This is a genomic window from Thalassotalea hakodatensis (genome assembly GCF_030295995.1).
GTDB classification, from domain to species: domain Bacteria; phylum Pseudomonadota; class Gammaproteobacteria; order Enterobacterales; family Alteromonadaceae; genus Thalassotalea_C; species Thalassotalea_C hakodatensis.
On sequence record NZ_AP027365.1, the window covers coordinates 2,813,884 to 2,830,471 of the forward strand.

The window sequence follows — 16,588 nt, forward strand, 5'->3', positions numbered from 1 at the left end:
CTAAAAATAATGAAAAAATCAATACTGGCTTGTACAATTATACTTGCAGCTTCTGTGACATTAACCGCATGTAACGATAAAGCAGAACCTCAGCAAAACACACCATCACGACAACTTACCGAATCTTATCAAGGTAAACTCAACATTTATAAAGATGTCACACTATCTGCTGATCTCTCTCATTTAAGCGAAAAACAACATAAAATGTTAGCACTATTAATTGAAGCATCAGATATTATTGATCAACTTTTTTGGCAACAAGCATTCAGTGAGAACAAAACTCAATTCTTAAACTCTATTGATAATAAACAAGCAAAAACGTTTGCCTCTATCAACTATGGCCCTTGGGACAGAATGAATGGTGACACTCCTTTTCTACAAGGTATTAAACAAAAATCGTTGGGCGCAGAGTTTTATCCGCACGATATGAGCAAAGAAGAATTTGAACAAGCAAATTTTGAAGACAAAACAGGGTTATATTCACTAGTGAGAAGAAATGAGCAAGGAGAACTAATCGCCATTGCTTACTCTGAAGCTTACCACGATGAACTACAACGAATAGCCGCAATTTTACAAAAAGCTGCAACATTTGCCGAAGATAAAGACTTTGCAAAATACCTAACTATGCGTGCTGAAGCGTTATTAACAGATGATTACCAGCCATCAGACTTTGCATGGATGGATATGAAAAATAATCCTATTGATGTTGTTATTGGCCCTATCGAAACTTATGAAGATCAACTTTATGGCTATCGTGCAGCATTTGAGTCATACGTTCTCATTAAAGATATGGCATGGAGTGAAAAGTTAGCGAAGTATGCTGAATACCTGCCAGAATTACAAAAAGGCTTGCCAGTAAGCAAAAAATACCGCAAAGAAATGCCTGGTACAGATGCTGATTTAAACGCATATGAAGTAATTTATGCCACAGGGCATGCCAATGCTGGCGGTAAAACAATTGCCATTAATTTACCTAATGATGAACAAGTTCAACTTGAGAAAGGCACTCGACGCCTGCAACTTAAAAATGCTATGCGCGCAAAATATGACGCCATTATGGAACCTATTGCCGAAGTATTAATTGTGCCAGAGCAAAGAAAACACGTTACTTTCACCGCTTTTTTTGCAAACACAATGTTTCATGAAGTTGCTCATGGCCTTGGCATTAAGAATACTATAAATAACAAGGGAACAGTGCGACAAGCGCTTAAAGAACATGCATCAGCTTTAGAAGAAGGCAAAGCCGATATTCTAGGATTGTATATGGTTCGTCAACTGCTCGATAAGAAAGTGATCACTGAAGGCGAGCTAGAGGATTACTACACCACTTTTTTAGCAGGGATATTCCGTTCAGTGCGTTTTGGTGCAAGTTCAGCACATGGTAAAGCAAACATGGTTCGCTTTAATTATTTCGCTGAGCAAGGTGCGTTTACTCGCAATGAACAAGGCTTGTATCAAGTGAATTATCAAAAAATGAGCGAAGCGATTAATAGCCTTTCCACATTGATATTAACACTACAAGGCACAGGTGATTACGAAGAGGTTGATAACTTAGTGAAACAATCAGGCATTATTACTGAACAATTGGGCCAAGATCTTGCTCGTTTAAATCAAGCCAATATTCCTGTTGACATCACTTATCAGCAAGGGAAAAAACAATTGGGGTTACACTAATACAAATGAGGTATACGCATACGTATACCTCAACTTTACTTTTAACGCTTAGTAACGCCAGTTAATTTAGAGCGTGTTGATCTTTCATGTTTACTTTTGCCGCAATTTGTTTGGTATTTATACAAGGCAACACTTGCGCTGTGTAGTTATTCTACTCCAGTCAAGCGTTAACACCGTAGAAATGCCAAACAGATACAGCCCAAAGGGTTCAACTAAACTTAAACAGCAAAGATCAACACGCTCTAATTATCATTACAATACTAATGATGATAACAACGCTTTAGCTTCATTTTTCCCCGTAAAATCTATAGTAGAGTCAACTGCCTCTTGTAAATACATCTTTGCTTCTGCATTACGCTCTAAGGCTATTAAGTTAACAGCTAAATGATACTTAATTTCAGGATTATCTGATTCTCTTGCTAATGCATTTCTAAAAATAGGCAATGCTTTGTCAGCTTGATTATTCTGTGTATAGGCCCACGCCAATGTATCGGCAATAGCGATACTATTTGAGGCTAACTGATAAGCTTTCTCCGCGGCAGTTACCGCTTCTTGGTATTGTTGTTGAGCGATTAATACACCAGCATAGTTGTTTAATAAACTAGGTTTTTCGCCATGCATATCCAGTAATTTTTCATACAAGTCTTGGGCAGCATCATAGCTTTCTTGCTGCTTATAAATACTGGCAAGGGCAACACCTATCACTAAGTCTTGCTTGTTGTTATCAAGCCAATCTGATAGCAATTGAATGGCTTGTTTATACTCATAGATACTAATATACACATTTGATAACCCCAAAGTAGCACGCTGGGAGTTATCTTGTTTTAATGATTGTTTAAATCGTTTAATTGCTTGCTGGGCATTACCAACTTGAGCCAACACTTCACCTTTTAGGGTGTCTTCAAGCCCTGGTACCGAAACTTTTTCGATGAGAGCATCAATCAAATCAAATGCTTTTTCTTGTTCGCCTCGCTGCCCAAATAACGTGATTAACTGACTATAAGGCGGAAAATAGTTTTCATTCCACGCTATAGCTTTCTGTAAGCTTGAAACCGCCCCCTGCTGATTTTGCATGGCTAGCTGTGCTTTAGCAAAGCTCAATAACACAGGTGATTTATTTTCTGTATCTTTTACTGCAATTTGAAAATGTCTTACCGCTTCTTCATAATCTTTCACTTGCATATTTAAACGTGCTAAGCGATGACTTAGCGATGAATTTGCTTTTGTACGATTGACAAAACTATTCAATACTTCAATGGCTTTATTAAATTCATTTTTTAGCACATGAATATCTACAACCTTGCTCACAGCAAGCGAGCTGTCCCTTTTAATACTATACGCTTTTTCATAATATTGATTTGCAACATCAAGGTTATTTTCACTAACGTATGTATCGCCCAGCTCTAAAAGCAATTCGATTTGTTCGTTATTTACATCAAGCTTTTGTTCAATAATCTTTCTCGCATCCTTAATGTTACCTGACATTAATGCGATTCGGGCAAGATGAATGGTTGTTTTAACATTATTCGGCGCGAGTTCTGCTGCTTTAGTAAAGTACGTTTTAGCCTGTTGATGATCGCCTAACAGCCCTTTTACAACACCTAGCTGTTGATACAAGTAATCGTTTTCAGGTTGTTTTTCGACTAAACGCAAAAGCACTTTCTCAGCATTGAGGAAGTCTCGATTTGATTGGTACGCATTGACTAAAGTTTGCAAAATTTGTGGGTTATTTTCATCTTGCTTCTCTGTTGCCTTAAGTCTGTCAATCGCATTGCTATAGTCACCTTTTACGATTAATAGCTTTGCATAATCTAAATTAGCAGCGATTGAATCAGGATTTGCAGCAATAACATCTTGAAAATATCGAGCTGCCTTTTCAACTTCACCTGTTGCCAAATAAGTTTGACCAAGCAATGACCAAATTTCTTGATCATTCGGTGTAATTAAACGCGCTTTCACTAAATTATTTTTAGCACCAAAATACTCATTCAATGCAATGGATACTTTAGCTTGCAGCTTTAATGCTCTTACATCATCAGACATAATCGCTAAATATTTACGTAAACTTTCGTCTGCTTTTAACATTTGTTGCTGATTAAAACTCACGACACCAGCCAAATAATGATAAATCGGATTTTCATCCATCACATCTTTAGGTAAGCCTGATAACACAACTTCTAAATGAGAGGTAGTTTCTTTAAACGCTTCATCCATGCCTAAAGTATAAGTAATGACCGCTTTTAAAAAGTTTGCTCTAGGTTCATTAGGGATCTCTTTTAAAATGGTGTTAACATCTTCTAAAGCGATCTGATATTGTCGCTGTTCAATTAAAATACTAGCGCGAGTGAGTAAAGCAGGAATATGCTGGTCATTTAATGAAATTGCATTTGAAATCGCTTGCTCAGCAAGATTAAGCTTACCTTGAAGCTGATAAACTTCGGCTTGCATACGTAAGGCATTGATATCTAATGGTGACACATTTAATGCTTGCTCAGTTAATGATAATACTTCATTAAATTGTTTCTTTTTATGCGCAACTTGAGCCAACCCCATTAATGCATCGCCATTATTCTCGTTGAGTGATAATGCTTTTTTGTATTCAATCGCGGCTAAACTGGCACTATTCTTTTTGAACAATGCTCGTCCTTTTAATACTAATATTTGACTATTAAGTTTATTGTCACCAATCGTCAACGTGGCGTTGTTGATTACTTTTTCATATTGATTTTGTAATAAGTAAGCTTCTAAGAATAATGGCGTTAGTTTTTTTTCATCAGCATTTTGTTGCTTTGCATTGTTCAACTCAATTTCTGCTGCCGCTCCATTGCCTTGTGCAATTAAGATTTCCGCCATTAATATTCTTGATGGCAGGTGGTCTGGGTTGTTTTTTAATGCATTTTTTAAATGAATAACGGCTTCATTTAAGTCATCCACGTAAAAGCTTTTTAATGCACTTTCGTACGGTTGACTCGTGCTTTCTGCCGCATCAATGCTTTGACTTGTTATGGCTAATAAAATACAAAACGTACATTGTGTAAATTGATTCATTAATCAAGTTCTCATTATTCCTTTTATGTCGTATGATAAGCTAGCAGATAGATAAACAGCAATAGCCGCTTGTTAATTAATCAGTGTCAGGTAACTTTACAGTTTATTTGTTTTTTACATTCAAAATAAAAAGTAAACATTAAAAAACAATGATTTAAATTCATGGCACAATAAATGCTAAGCTAGATAATTAGATGAAGTAATCTAATTAAAAATATTTAATGGTGATTAAAATGAAAGCTTTAAAATGGATTGGAGCAGTACTGTTTTCAGCAAGCTCAGTATTAGTTCAAGCACAGGATATTCCTGCAACGAGCATCAATGATAATTATATCGGTGCAGGTTATGGAAGCGATGTTAAAGGTAGCAACAGTATATATGACATTCAAAACATGGTCGTGCAACGCACAGGCACTACGCTAACCGTAGATGTTTTTACTAACTTTGCTGGAAAAAACGGTTATAACGGGATTGAATTTGGTGATTTATTTATGTCTACCGATTTACCTGTAAACATGAACGGTTGGAAAACATCACAAGAAAGCGAAACAGATCGTTACTCGAAGTATTCTAACAATACATCGACAAATTGGAATTATGCGTATGAGCTTCTTGAAAGTCATCGAGATAATAGCACACAAGGTCAAGGCCGTTTAGTGTCAGGTTTTGATAACACTGGTGTTAGAACATCAACTGATAGTTCGCATCGCCAAAATCAAGCAGTATCGTTAAGAAATTATAACAATATTCATACAAGTTACGGTGATGATAACTGGCACGCGAATAACAACAAAATTACCTTTTCGTTTGATGTAGCTGGTACCGCATTAGAAACCGCCACTCAAATCGCGTTTCGCTGGTCGATGACCTGTGCAAACGATATCATTGAAGGTTTAGTCTCTATCGCCGATGATCAGTCAGTTGAAATACCAGAGCCACAATCATTAATGTTGTTGTTACTGGGCTTTGCAGGGCTTGCATTAAGAAAGCGTGCTGTTTAGCAATAAATAATATCCTTCGATAAAGCGCCTATTTCGGCGCTTTATTTTTATCTACAGTATTCACAAAGTCTAGGTAAACACTTTCAATCGCAGGATCTAAATGATTTGGCTGACACACACTTTTTCGATAGCGATATTCAAAAAGTTGCTGCCAAAGCGACAAGTGTTCCGCCGCTTTATACTCCCCTGCTTCAGATAATAATAAACTGGCAACCTCTGCCGTTGATAATTGAAACCCCTGCTCTGCTTTACGAAGGCTGTATGTGGATACATAGCCACTAGCACTTAACACATCTAATGATAATGACAACACGGGTAATGTTGAAAGATAAGGACTTTTTCTAAACATTTTTTTAGCTTCACGCCAGCTGCCATCAAGTAAAATAAATAACGGTTTCTTGTTAGATTTCTTTTCAGGTAAGTGGTGATACACTTTCCTATCATCGGTTGCATATTGATGTGGGAAAATGACAAAAGGTTGGTAATCAGAATGATTAATAAGATTGATTAGCTCTTCACTTACTTCGGTTCTACGCCATTGAAAAGCATAGCTGTCAGTAATGACATCTGCTATTAAGCGACCAGTATTACTTGGCTTTAATACTTCACAATCATGCATCAAAAGTAAAAAGCCACAATGAGTTTGTTTTTTTTGCCGAAGCAGACAAATACAATGCTTTTGGGCTAGTTGACATAACTCACAACGCGTAACACCTTTACCTCTCGCATTAAAAGGCTTAGTAGATTGCGATTTTCGTTGAAAATATAACTGTTGTACTGCGTGCATGATATTGTCTTAAGAACAAAGAGACGCGTATTTTACGGGTTTATTCAGAAAAGAAAAAGGCATGTAAACATGCCTTACTATTATTGGCTTTGAAGTAGCTATGCTTTTTTACGATCGCTACTTTGTACTGTAATAACATCTAATTGAGGCATTTCATCAACTAGACTTTTTAATTGCTCTTCCAAGCGATCAATGCTTTCCACAGATTTGCACAATCCTTCAGCTTTTTGCTCTATTACCTCAGCTCTAGATTCCATTTCATACTCTACCTGCTCACCAAATTTCTCCATTTTTTCTTCAAAGGCATCCATATTACCACCAGCAAGCAATAGCTCTTGACCAACGGCTATGAGCAAGGTTCCCATTGAGTTTTGTACTGTCTCTTCAACAATATTTTCAATTTTTTGCTCGAAGTCTTCCCCTAAAAAGTCAGCGTCTAAACTACCATGCTCATCAATAGCAAACTGGTTAACATCAAAATTGTTTTCTACATCGACTTTTAGTGTGTTTAACTGCTGAGATAAATCAGCGCCAATTTTGTTACCTGCTCCTAGCAGTTCATCAAACGCTAAGTTTACCCCCTCAGATGCTAACTCTATTGCATCAATAGCAATACTTTTAACCTCTGGTACTAACCCCCTAATTTCACGAGAATATTGTGTAACAACTGCTTGTTGTTTTGCAGTTAAGCCAATTGTTTTATCGTTAATGACTAACTGTTGGTCATTGATAAGCTGGTAAAGCGTATTACCCTTCTTACTAAAACTGATCACGTCATTTTGAATACTTAACCCTGAATTTAAATCAATATCGCATGTATCTGTTGAGAAATGTGTGTCATGTGCCATTGCACTGGTCGATAATAATACTGCACCTGCAATCAATGTTTTCATCTTGTTATCCTTTATCATTCACGTTATTACTCCTTAAACAATACAAATGAAGTGCCAACTTTTATCTGTTTGATAATACAAGGGTTTATTATTATTTCTTTTAATGATACATATTTAGAAGCAGCATACTTAGGTCAAGTAGCTATTTTTTAGTTTATTTAACCAATTAAATCTAAAAATACTCTAATTATCTTCACGTTAGTCAATTAATCCAAAAATTTAAGTTCATAAGGGTAATAAAAGTGTTCATTTGCCGACTATAAATAATGCCACAAATACACTTTAAGGTTGCATGCAATGAAAAAACACATTAATAACTTTTGGAACAGCAATAAACTATTTGTACTATTTATTTTTTTGATGCTAGTGTTTCGAAGTGCGGTTGCTGACTGGAATGATGTGCCAACAGGTTCAATGAAACCAACAATCGTTGAGGGGGATCGCATTTTTATTAATAAGCTTGCTTATGATATTCAGCTACCTTTTGTTCAATACTCACTTTTTAAGCTAAGTGATCCTCAAGTAAATGACATCATTATTTTTGAATCAAAAGCCGCTCAGAAACGTCTAGTAAAACGCGTGATAGGCGCTCCAGGTGATACCGTTGAATTAATTAATAATCGCTTATTCATTAACAATAAGGCCATAAAATACCAGCAACACGGTCAGACGGAAAATACTGGTTTTTATGTATTTAATGAAAAGTTAGCGAATAATTCTCATAAAATTAAAGTGACTGAACAAAATAATAATTACGGAAACTTTCCAGCTGTTGTTGTACCAAACGATCATTACTTAGTACTTGGTGATAATAGGAACAATAGTGCCGACTCAAGAGTAATAGGGTTTGTACCGAGAAGTGAAATTATTGGTCGCACAAAACGAGTCGCATTTTCTCTAGATTATGATAATTACTACTTACCCCGTTTAGAGCGATTTTTGAAAGAAATTTAACATGGGTGCGATCTAAAAAGGCTTTTATGCCATTGACATTAGATCGCGTTTATTCGATTAAGTAGGTTAGGTTAAATTTAATTCCTGAACTTTTTCATGAGCAACATCAGGTGAAGTAACAATCGGTTTTTGATGAAGCTTCGATTTCAACAAACCCTTTCTGTGTTTTAGTGCAGCATCAAGCTTCTTCACAGAATTTGCTATTGCAGGATACATCACCTCTTCTTTAGCGGAAGCAACAACTGGTGCCCCTTCATAATTGGTGGTCAATTCTACATGGTGTTTACCATGCGCTTTTGTAATAATAACCTCTAGCGATATTAATGTAGGAAAATGGTTAGCAATCTTTTCAAGTTTTTCTTCGATATGTGATTTTACAGAATCAGTAACGTCAACGTGATGACCAGAAACGTTTATTTTCATAGCTTTTCCTTTTTTTAATTACCTATTATAAGACTGGGGTAAAAAAGCTAAAACGCAAGTAATAATCGCGAATAAATCATGTAAAAAACCCAAGTGCATATTATTGATACATATTTAGTATGATAATTATTCTCACCTTAAATTTTACGCTCAAATAATAATACCTTTTCATCTTGTTCTGGTAACGCAATCAATTTTATTTGCATAAACTTTAGCTTCGCTAATAAAGCAATTGAGCGACTATTCTTTGGATGACATATTGCTTGAATAGTACTAAGTTTAGCGCTCTTTTCGATAGAAGAAATCACACTTTCAGCCGCTTCATAAGCCAACCCCTTTCCATGAAACTCCTTTAACAATGCGTACCCTATCTCTGGATGTTTTATACCATCACGCTTTATCAAACCACATAGCCCTATTGCCCTATTTGAACTTTTTTGCACCACACAAAGTAAACAAAAGCCATATTGTGATAGCTGTGTTAGTGGCCCAGTATCAATGTAATGTTTCGCACTTTGTAAATCACGAACCGCTTTATCGCCAATATTTTTTAAAAATGCTGGCTCATTAAGTAATGCCAAGATCATATTGGCATCTTGATGCGTTAATAAACGCAAGGTTAACCGTTTTGTTTCGATGGTTATCAAAATATCCCCTCATTCATTCGATGACTTTATACTTATGAAAATTTCACTACTTTTTAGTTTATTTCACCAATAATTAAAAATCAATGTCGTTTTCAAATGACGAGAAAACATAAAAAAACTTATAAACAACTGTTTTTAATTAACTTTTTAACATTGGCACTTTCACTGCAATAGGTTTACTGAATCATGAAACAGGAGAGTTAGAATGAAATTAATCACAACAGCAATCACCGTAGCAGCACTTGCAATCGCATTTAACAGTAGCGCAAATAGTACAGCATTAACCTCTGCAACATTAGTATCTGCAAACGATAGCGTTACAACTACGTTATGTATGTCTGCAGCAAAAGGCAGTCGAGTAGCTTTATTAACATCGATAAAACAGTCAGGCTATTCACGTCAATATATTAACAATAATTTACACTGTAACGATTTACCCGTTAGTGACTTTGTTGCAAAGTATGGAAAATCACCTGAAAAAATTCAACGAATGTTAGACCCTAAGTACCGTCAAGGGCAAGTGACAATTAAGGATGTAACCGCTCCTTAGTCATCTAACCTATTTGTATATTCCCTTAGCACCATTTATTGGTGCTTTTTTTTGTAATTTTATTTTTTAGACATAGATTTTTAGTTATAATTCTGCAGCCTAAACGTTTATTTTTTTTGAGTTTTCATGTTTGACGATATTCGCCCCTACAACGATAGTGAAGTTAAAAGCGTAGTACATTCTTTAATTGCAGAACAAGAGTTTATCGATGCCATAGCTGTGTTTTCATTACCTAAAACATTTTCTACCTTTCCGGCATTTGCTCGACTGATTGTGAAGTTTAAAATAAAACAGAAGGCTCGTAAATTTAATTGCGTGGATGACATTCAACGTTATGTTTCGCGATTTTTAAACGCGTTGGTAAAAAGCACTATCACCTCTTTAACGCATAGTGGTTTAGCGAACATTCCTACAAACAAGCCATGCTTATTTATTAGTAATCACCGAGACATCGTGTTAGATGTCGCTTTAATTAATTATGTATTACATGATAATAATTGTTCAACCGTTGAAGCTGCTGTAGGCGATAACTTATTAAGTAAACAATGGGTTGCAGACTTAATGCGGGTCAATAAAAGTTTTATTGTTAAACGTAATGAAAAAACCAAACGTGCTATGTTAACCGCTTCCAAGCAATTATCTGCTTATATACTGCATAGTCTTACTGATAAAAAACAAAATATTTGGATTGCACAAAAAGAAGGTCGTGCTAAGGATGGTATTGATAAAACAAATGCAGCATTAATTTCGATGTTATTACTCAATAAGTCCAAAGATCAAAGCATTGCTGACTACCTTGAACAATTAAATATTATTCCCGTATCAATTTCTTACGAATTTGATCCCTGTGATCAACATAAAGCGAAAGAGTTAGCAAAGATGCAAACAGAAGGCAGCTATGAGAAGCAAGAGCACGAAGACTTACACAGCATTACGCAAGGTATTGTTGGTCATAAAGGTCATGTTCATTTAGCGTTTGGTGAAGCAATTCAAGGTGATTACATTGACAGTAAAGCTATCGCAGCAGCGATTGATCAACAGATCATCGGTAATTATCATGTGTTTTCCAGTAATAAAAATGCATACGAGTACCTCCAATCAGGCGACCTGTGCGCACTAGAGAATTTAACAGCTCGCTTTGAAAACCTTAGTTCTCAAGAAAAATCGTTACTGATTCAAATGTATGCGAATCCGGTTATTGCGAAACATCAAATGATCTAAGAACCATCACATTAAACAGCTTTTTAAGGGAAAACCTAGGCGATAGTGTTGACTAGAAATAGAACTTTATCAGCATAAACATACAACAACTAATCCCAAGAGTTAGGTAGATACTTTTAAAACGGTAGGCGCAAAGAATGGCAGTAATTCCCGCAATTAGATACGGATTATTGACAGATAGTGCTAACTGCTCATCCCTGATAAAAATAATCGGTACCCATATAGCTGTTAGCACCGCTGGTGCACTAAAACTTAGGAAATGCCCTACTCTGGGACTTAACTTTAACGGTAGACTAGGATGCAAAAAAAGATATCTTGATAAAAACGTAATCATTGCCATCAATACAATAATAAGTAACGTCATTTCTCTACTCCTTGATAAACTTTACGTAACCTAGTTTGATATTGAGAGACAGTATAACCAGCAAACATCCCACCTAGCGCAGATAAAACAAGCCCCATCTGCCAGTGCCATAACTGAAAAATAATAGCGAGTACGCCAGATACAACTACCGTAATTAATATTGAAAAGTCTTTAATGCCTGGAACAACCAACGCAATAAAGGTAACTGCTATCGCAAAATCTAACCCTAATTCGGTTAAATCGGGTAAAAAGCTTCCCGCCATTACACCAATAAGGTTCCAAATAAACCAAGTAATATAAAAGCTTCCTCCAGCAGATAAAGCATAATATAGGCGATTATTATTCCTATAAGCCTGCTTTCGCCCAGAGAAAGCAAATAACTCATCAGTGAGTAAAAAACCTAAGGGTAAACGCCAACGTTTAGGTAAATGCTTTAGTTTATTCCGTAAGGCAAGCCCGTAAAGAAAATGCCGTGAGCTAATAATAAACGTTGTTAATAATATGGTTGCCAAAGACGCATTTCCAGCGATTAACTCGATAGAGACTAATTGCGCAGCACCAGCAAAAACAATTAAAGGCATTAGCAACGCTTCAAGAACGGTAAAATCACGTTGTATCGCTAACGAACCGCACAAGATCCCCCAGGGTAATACCGCTAAATTCAACGGCATCATATCTAGCAAACCTTTTAGAAGGTATTTCTTTTTGATGTTTTGCATTAGTTTACAATGAGATGTTTAGTATTTCTGATTATTGTTATGATACAGCATCTTTTCATAAATTAAGTCAAAAATTGATGAACAATACTATCGCTTTGATTACCGGCGCCAGCAGAGGTATTGGTGCAGCAACAGCAAAAATGCTAGCTTCGCCGAATGTTTTGATTATCGTTAACTATTTAACGAATCAACAAGCAGCAAATAACGTTGTTGATGAAATTGTAGCCCGTGGTGGTAAAGCTAGCGCCTTACAAGCCGATGTGTCAAATGAACATGGCATCAAAGTACTTTTTGACTACATCGACCAGCTTGACGGCACATTCACGCAACTGGTTAACAATGCAGGCACACTTTTCACACAGTCCTCTATAGAAAATATGACAGCAGAGCGCATCAACAAGGTACTTACTACCAATGTGACCGGTTATTTTTTATGTTGCCGTGAGGCGGTTAAGCGTATGTCAACTAAGCATGGTGGTAATGGTGGCGCGATTGTCAATGTATCTTCGGCTGCTGCTCGTTTAGGCGCACCTCATGAGTATATTGATTATGCAGCAAGTAAAGGAGCCATCGACACATTAACAACAGGTCTTTCATTAGAAGTGGCTGATGCAGGCATACGTGTTAATAGTGTTAGACCTGGATTGATTTATACTGATATTCATGCCCAAGGCGGAGAACCTAATAGAGTGGATAGGTTATCACCTAACTTGCCTATGAAACGTGGTGGGCAAGTTGATGAGATTGCCCATGCTATTTGTTGGTTACTCTCCGAAAAAGCATCCTATTGTACGGGTAGCCACTTGGATCTTGCTGGGGGTAGATAATGTAAATATTTGTCATCGCCTCGATAAGTTATTAGAATAAATCCATTAAACTTGATGTTAATTATCACTTTATGATCCGCACCACCACCATAACGCTTCCTTCCTTTTTACGACGCACAATGCGCGCGTTTGCTTTAAAAGCCGAAATAAGAGCAATAGGATGTCAACTAAACAGAGTGGGTCGCTCTCGAAACTGGCAGTTAACAGGTACCGCTGAGCAACTGAATGACGTGGTATTGTTCATCGAAAACTCAGGAGAAAATTCGTGGCTTTGGCTAGCAAAAAAGTTAAGACTAGAAACCGATAAACTCAGCCATGAAATATTATTAGCAATTGCCAAAAAAAATGATGGCATCACCGTCAATGAATTAATGGCTAAAACAGACTGTACCGTTTTAGAAGCAAGAAAAGTCATCGATGAACTTGAATGGTTAGATGACTAACGGCATTAAAAACATATTTCCAGCGTAAAAAAAGCACTCATTGAGTGCTTTTTTTCAATAAACTGACAAATTAAAGTGCTTATTTTTTCTTACGCGTCGCTTTTTTCTTCGCTTGAGTTTCTTGCCATTTACCGTCTTGGTATATCGCTGTCCACCCTGTTGCTTTTCCGTCGATTTCAGTCATTACATATTGCGACTTATTTTTTCGACTATAGCGCACAACGGCTAAGTTACCATCAGCATCTTTTTCAGGTGCGTCCGCTAAATAGTAAAACTTCGGTGAAATACGATCACGAAAACGTTTTAGCTCTGCAACTTTTGGCGCACGAGTTTCCCTTGATTTAGGGAACGTACTCGCTGCTAAAAAGATACCCGCTGCGCCATCGCGTAATACAAAATGAGCATCTGACTTTTCACAAGGTAACTCAGGTAGTTGCACAGGGTCTTCTTTAGGTGGCGCAGCTTCACCATTAGCTAATAGTTTACGTGTATTTTTACATTCACTATTGGTACAGTCGAAATATTTGCCAAATCGACCATTTTTTAATTCCATATCGCTTTGGCATCGGTCACATTCTAAAACAGGACCATCGTATCCCTTAATTTTAAACGTACCTTGCTCAAGTTCCACACCATCACAAACCGGGTTATTACCACAAACGTGTAATTTACGTTTTTCATCAATCAAATAACTATCCATTGCAGTATCGCACTTAGGACAGCGATGCATCGCACGTAATGCATCTGTTTCTTGATCTTCAGATAACACGCTAACTGCTTCTTCACCTGGCGTTAAATTCATGGTTGTTGTGCAACGCTCTTTTGGCGGCAATGCATAGCCAGAACATCCAAGAAACACCCCTGTTGATGCCGTTCTAATACCCATTTTCCTACCACAGGTTGGGCAGTCAATATCCGTTAAAATAGGTTCATTAGCACGCATACCACCTTCATCTGTAGGTTTATCAGCTAACTGTAACTGTTGGGTAAAGTTTATATAAAACTCATCCAATACATCTTTCCAGGGCAATTTACCTTCGGCAATTTCATCAAGCTCTTTTTCCATTTCAGCCGTAAAGTTATAACTCATTAAATTATTAAAACTTGCTGAAAGGCTGTCAGTGACAATTTCACCCATTTTTTCGGCATAAAAACGCTTCTTCTCTAAACGTACATAGCCGCGATCTTGTATAGTAGAAATGATAGAGGCATAAGTTGATGGACGACCAATAGAACGTTTCTCTAACTCTTTAACTAACGACGCTTCACCAAACCTAGCTGGTGGCTTAGTAAAATGTTGACTGGGGTCTAACTTTTCTAATGTTAAGTTATCACCGACAGCTAAATCAGGTAAATGTGTGTCTTTATCACCTTTTGATAATTGTGGGTGTACTTTCGTCCAACCATCAAACTGCATTACGCGACCTTTTGCTTTTAAGTCATAATCTGCGGCTGAAATCGTTAACGTACTTACGGTATAACGTGCAGCGGTCATTTGACATGCGACAAATTGACGCCAAATTAATTCATATAGCTTTTTACAATCAGCATCTACGCCTTCTAATAATGCAGCTTCTAACTTCACATTTGATGGGCGTATCGCTTCATGAGCCTCTTGAGCATTCGCTTTACTGCCATATGTACGAGGACTTTCTGGTAAATAGCTATCACCAAATGATTTACGTACGTAATCACGACACATTTCAACAGCATCTTTACTCAAATTCGTTGAATCTGTACGCATATAGGTAATATGACCTGCTTCATATAACCGTTGAGCTAGGCTCATAGTGCGTTTTACACCGAAACCAAGACGGGTACTTGCCGCTTGCTGTAGTGTTGATGTTATAAAAGGTGCAGAAGGCGAACTTTTCGATGGTTTATCTTCACGTTTAGCCACTTGATATGGAGCATTTTCAAGTACAGAAACAGCTTGCATCGCTTGTTGTTCATTAGTCGCACTAAACGTTTTGCCTAAGTGATGCGTTACGCCTAATACCAGCGCTTCTTTTTGCTGTGTTTTAGTGTGAGCATTTATCTCCCAATATTCTTTAGGATTAAAAGCTTTTATCTCGCGTTCTTTTTCCACTACAAGTTTAACAGCAACAGATTGTACGCGACCAGCAGATAAACCACGGGCGACTTTCTTCCAAAGTAGTGGACTAACCATAAAGCCAACAACACGATCTAAAAAGCGGCGTGCTTGTTGAGCGTTAACCCCTGGCATGCTTAAAATACTGGGAGCAGAGAAAGCCTGTTGGATAGCATTTTCAGTGATTTCATTAAACACTACGCGTTTAAATTTACTGTCTTCGCCACCAATAATCTCTTTTAAATGCCATGCAATCGCTTCTCCTTCGCGATCCAAATCGGTTGCGAGATAGATAGTATCGGCATTGGCAGCAAGTTTCTGTAACTCACTTACTACTTTTTCTTTACCTGGAAGAATTTGATAATCAGCCTTCCAGTCTTTATCTGGGTCAATACCCATGCGATTAACTAATGCTTGACGGTCTCGTTTCGCCTTATATTTGGCCTTTTGTTCAGGAGACATTTTTCTTACTTCAGCCGGAGATTTAGTGGCTGCTTTCTTCCCAGTACTACCTGTTGGAAGGTCACGAATATGACCGACGCTAGATTTTACGACGAAGTTTTTTCCAAGGTATTTGTTAATTGTCTTGGCTTTAGCCGGTGATTCGACAATTACCAGAGATTTCGACATAGTCTATTTGATCCTACATGTGCTGACGTAACGCGCCAGATATCGTTGCGCTAGCTTGACGTATTTAACTGATTGGTTTGCGAGCGAATTTTAACCAATTACAGCGCTAATTTTGAAAACAATATTTATAAATTTACAAATTACTATTAGATATATCTGTAAATAAGCAAGCTTACAAGCAATAATTTTTTTAGATTAACCTATCTCGACGATTGCTTTATAATGCTAGCGTGAGAAAATTGGCGTAATCATAGTAGAGTTTTCGCCGAATGATAAGCGTTAATCCGCTAAATTTTTCATTAAATGATAACTATA

Annotated in this window: 15 protein-coding genes; 7 read left to right on the forward strand and 8 right to left on the reverse strand. The window is 37.0% G+C overall.

Annotation, left to right across the window (positions count from 1 at the left end):
* Positions 1–9: 9 nt before the first annotated feature.
* Entirely contained in the window at positions 10–1,674 is a 1,665-nt protein-coding gene (locus QUE72_RS12425) for a dipeptidyl-peptidase 3 family protein (RefSeq protein ID WP_286269310.1), read from the forward strand.
* Positions 1,675–1,926: 252 nt separating this feature from the next.
* Here the strand turns inward: QUE72_RS12425 and prsT are convergent, their stop codons facing one another.
* Positions 1,927–4,722 carry an XrtA/PEP-CTERM system TPR-repeat protein PrsT gene (gene prsT, locus QUE72_RS12430; protein WP_286269311.1) on the reverse strand — a complete coding sequence of 932 codons (2,796 nt, stop codon included), beginning with the start codon at positions 4,720–4,722 and terminating at the stop codon, positions 1,927–1,929.
* A gap of 233 nt (positions 4,723–4,955) precedes the next feature.
* Between prsT and QUE72_RS12435 the strand changes: the two genes are divergently transcribed.
* The gene (locus tag QUE72_RS12435; protein WP_286269312.1) at positions 4,956–5,723 is read left to right on the forward strand and encodes a PEP-CTERM sorting domain-containing protein; all 768 of its coding nucleotides are present in this window, start codon (positions 4,956–4,958) and stop codon (positions 5,721–5,723) included.
* A 28-nt stretch (positions 5,724–5,751) separates the two neighbouring features.
* Here the strand turns inward: QUE72_RS12435 and QUE72_RS12440 are convergent, their stop codons facing one another.
* Positions 5,752–6,510: a tRNA-uridine aminocarboxypropyltransferase gene (locus QUE72_RS12440; RefSeq protein WP_286269313.1), complete on the reverse strand. Its 759-nt coding sequence runs from the start codon at positions 6,508–6,510 to the stop codon at positions 5,752–5,754.
* A gap of 98 nt (positions 6,511–6,608) precedes the next feature.
* On the reverse strand, positions 6,609–7,403 hold the full coding sequence (locus tag QUE72_RS12445; protein ID WP_286269314.1) for a DUF2884 family protein: 795 nt from the start codon (positions 7,401–7,403) through the stop codon (positions 6,609–6,611).
* A gap of 297 nt (positions 7,404–7,700) precedes the next feature.
* Between QUE72_RS12445 and lepB the strand changes: the two genes are divergently transcribed.
* Positions 7,701–8,357, forward strand: coding sequence for a signal peptidase I (gene lepB, locus QUE72_RS12450; RefSeq protein WP_074495595.1), 657 nt, complete (start codon positions 7,701–7,703; stop codon positions 8,355–8,357).
* A gap of 66 nt (positions 8,358–8,423) precedes the next feature.
* On the opposite strand, the gene hpf is transcribed toward lepB, so the two are convergent.
* The gene (gene hpf / locus QUE72_RS12455) at positions 8,424–8,780 is read right to left on the reverse strand and encodes a ribosome hibernation-promoting factor, HPF/YfiA family (protein WP_074495594.1); all 357 of its coding nucleotides are present in this window, start codon (positions 8,778–8,780) and stop codon (positions 8,424–8,426) included.
* Between the two features lie 137 nt (positions 8,781–8,917).
* On the reverse strand, positions 8,918–9,427 hold the full coding sequence (locus QUE72_RS12460; protein ID WP_286269315.1) for a GNAT family N-acetyltransferase: 510 nt from the start codon (positions 9,425–9,427) through the stop codon (positions 8,918–8,920).
* A gap of 205 nt (positions 9,428–9,632) precedes the next feature.
* Here QUE72_RS12460 and QUE72_RS12465 point away from each other — a divergent pair, with 205 nt between their 5' ends.
* Both QUE72_RS12465 and QUE72_RS12470 read left to right on the forward strand, forming a co-directional pair.
* Positions 9,633–9,977, forward strand: coding sequence for a DUF3718 domain-containing protein (locus tag QUE72_RS12465; RefSeq protein ID WP_074495592.1), 345 nt, complete (start codon positions 9,633–9,635; stop codon positions 9,975–9,977).
* Positions 9,978–10,103: 126 nt separating this feature from the next.
* The gene (locus QUE72_RS12470; RefSeq protein ID WP_286269317.1) at positions 10,104–11,198 is read left to right on the forward strand and encodes a 1-acyl-sn-glycerol-3-phosphate acyltransferase; all 1,095 of its coding nucleotides are present in this window, start codon (positions 10,104–10,106) and stop codon (positions 11,196–11,198) included.
* 52 nt (positions 11,199–11,250) lie between these two features.
* On the opposite strand, the gene QUE72_RS12475 is transcribed toward QUE72_RS12470, so the two are convergent.
* The gene (locus QUE72_RS12475; protein WP_286269318.1) at positions 11,251–11,562 is read right to left on the reverse strand and encodes an AzlD domain-containing protein; all 312 of its coding nucleotides are present in this window, start codon (positions 11,560–11,562) and stop codon (positions 11,251–11,253) included.
* Entirely contained in the window at positions 11,559–12,281 is a 723-nt protein-coding gene (locus tag QUE72_RS12480; RefSeq protein WP_286269320.1) for an AzlC family ABC transporter permease, read from the reverse strand. The genes QUE72_RS12475 and QUE72_RS12480 overlap by 4 nt, the downstream gene beginning before the upstream one ends.
* Positions 12,282–12,358: 77 nt before the next feature.
* On the opposite strand from QUE72_RS12480, the gene QUE72_RS12485 reads away from it, so the two are divergent.
* Both QUE72_RS12485 and QUE72_RS12490 read left to right on the forward strand, forming a co-directional pair.
* Complete coding sequence (locus tag QUE72_RS12485) at positions 12,359–13,108, forward strand: SDR family oxidoreductase (protein WP_286269321.1); 750 nt, start codon at positions 12,359–12,361, stop codon at positions 13,106–13,108.
* Positions 13,109–13,179: 71 nt separating this feature from the next.
* Positions 13,180–13,551: a ribosome recycling factor family protein gene (locus QUE72_RS12490; RefSeq protein WP_074495583.1), complete on the forward strand. Its 372-nt coding sequence runs from the start codon at positions 13,180–13,182 to the stop codon at positions 13,549–13,551.
* A 79-nt stretch (positions 13,552–13,630) separates the two neighbouring features.
* On the opposite strand, the gene topA is transcribed toward QUE72_RS12490, so the two are convergent.
* Entirely contained in the window at positions 13,631–16,273 is a 2,643-nt protein-coding gene (gene topA / locus QUE72_RS12495; RefSeq protein WP_286269322.1) for a type I DNA topoisomerase, read from the reverse strand.
* Positions 16,274–16,588: the final 315 nt, after the last annotated feature.

Bases quoted from the DNA above. Each gene is read 5' to 3' on its own strand.
- QUE72_RS12445 (WP_286269314.1), bottom strand. From the start codon at position 7,403: ATGAAAACATTGATTGCAGGTGCAGTATTATTATCGACCAGTGCAATG.
- prsT (WP_286269311.1), bottom strand. From the start codon at position 4,722: ATGAATCAATTTACACAATGTACGTTTTGTATTTTATTAGCCATAACA.
- QUE72_RS12435 (WP_286269312.1), top strand. From the start codon at position 4,956: ATGAAAGCTTTAAAATGGATTGGAGCAGTACTGTTTTCAGCAAGCTCA.
- QUE72_RS12475 (WP_286269318.1), bottom strand. From the start codon at position 11,562: ATGACGTTACTTATTATTGTATTGATGGCAATGATTACGTTTTTATCA.
- QUE72_RS12485 (WP_286269321.1), top strand. From the start codon at position 12,359: ATGAACAATACTATCGCTTTGATTACCGGCGCCAGCAGAGGTATTGGT.
- QUE72_RS12470 (WP_286269317.1), top strand. From the start codon at position 10,104: ATGTTTGACGATATTCGCCCCTACAACGATAGTGAAGTTAAAAGCGTA.
- lepB (WP_074495595.1), top strand. From the start codon at position 7,701: ATGAAAAAACACATTAATAACTTTTGGAACAGCAATAAACTATTTGTA.
- hpf (WP_074495594.1), bottom strand. From the start codon at position 8,780: ATGAAAATAAACGTTTCTGGTCATCACGTTGACGTTACTGATTCTGTA.
- QUE72_RS12425 (WP_286269310.1), top strand. From the start codon at position 10: ATGAAAAAATCAATACTGGCTTGTACAATTATACTTGCAGCTTCTGTG.
- topA (WP_286269322.1), bottom strand. From the start codon at position 16,273: ATGTCGAAATCTCTGGTAATTGTCGAATCACCGGCTAAAGCCAAGACA.
- QUE72_RS12490 (WP_074495583.1), top strand. From the start codon at position 13,180: ATGATCCGCACCACCACCATAACGCTTCCTTCCTTTTTACGACGCACA.
- QUE72_RS12465 (WP_074495592.1), top strand. From the start codon at position 9,633: ATGAAATTAATCACAACAGCAATCACCGTAGCAGCACTTGCAATCGCA.
- QUE72_RS12480 (WP_286269320.1), bottom strand. From the start codon at position 12,281: ATGCAAAACATCAAAAAGAAATACCTTCTAAAAGGTTTGCTAGATATG.
- QUE72_RS12440 (WP_286269313.1), bottom strand. From the start codon at position 6,510: ATGCACGCAGTACAACAGTTATATTTTCAACGAAAATCGCAATCTACT.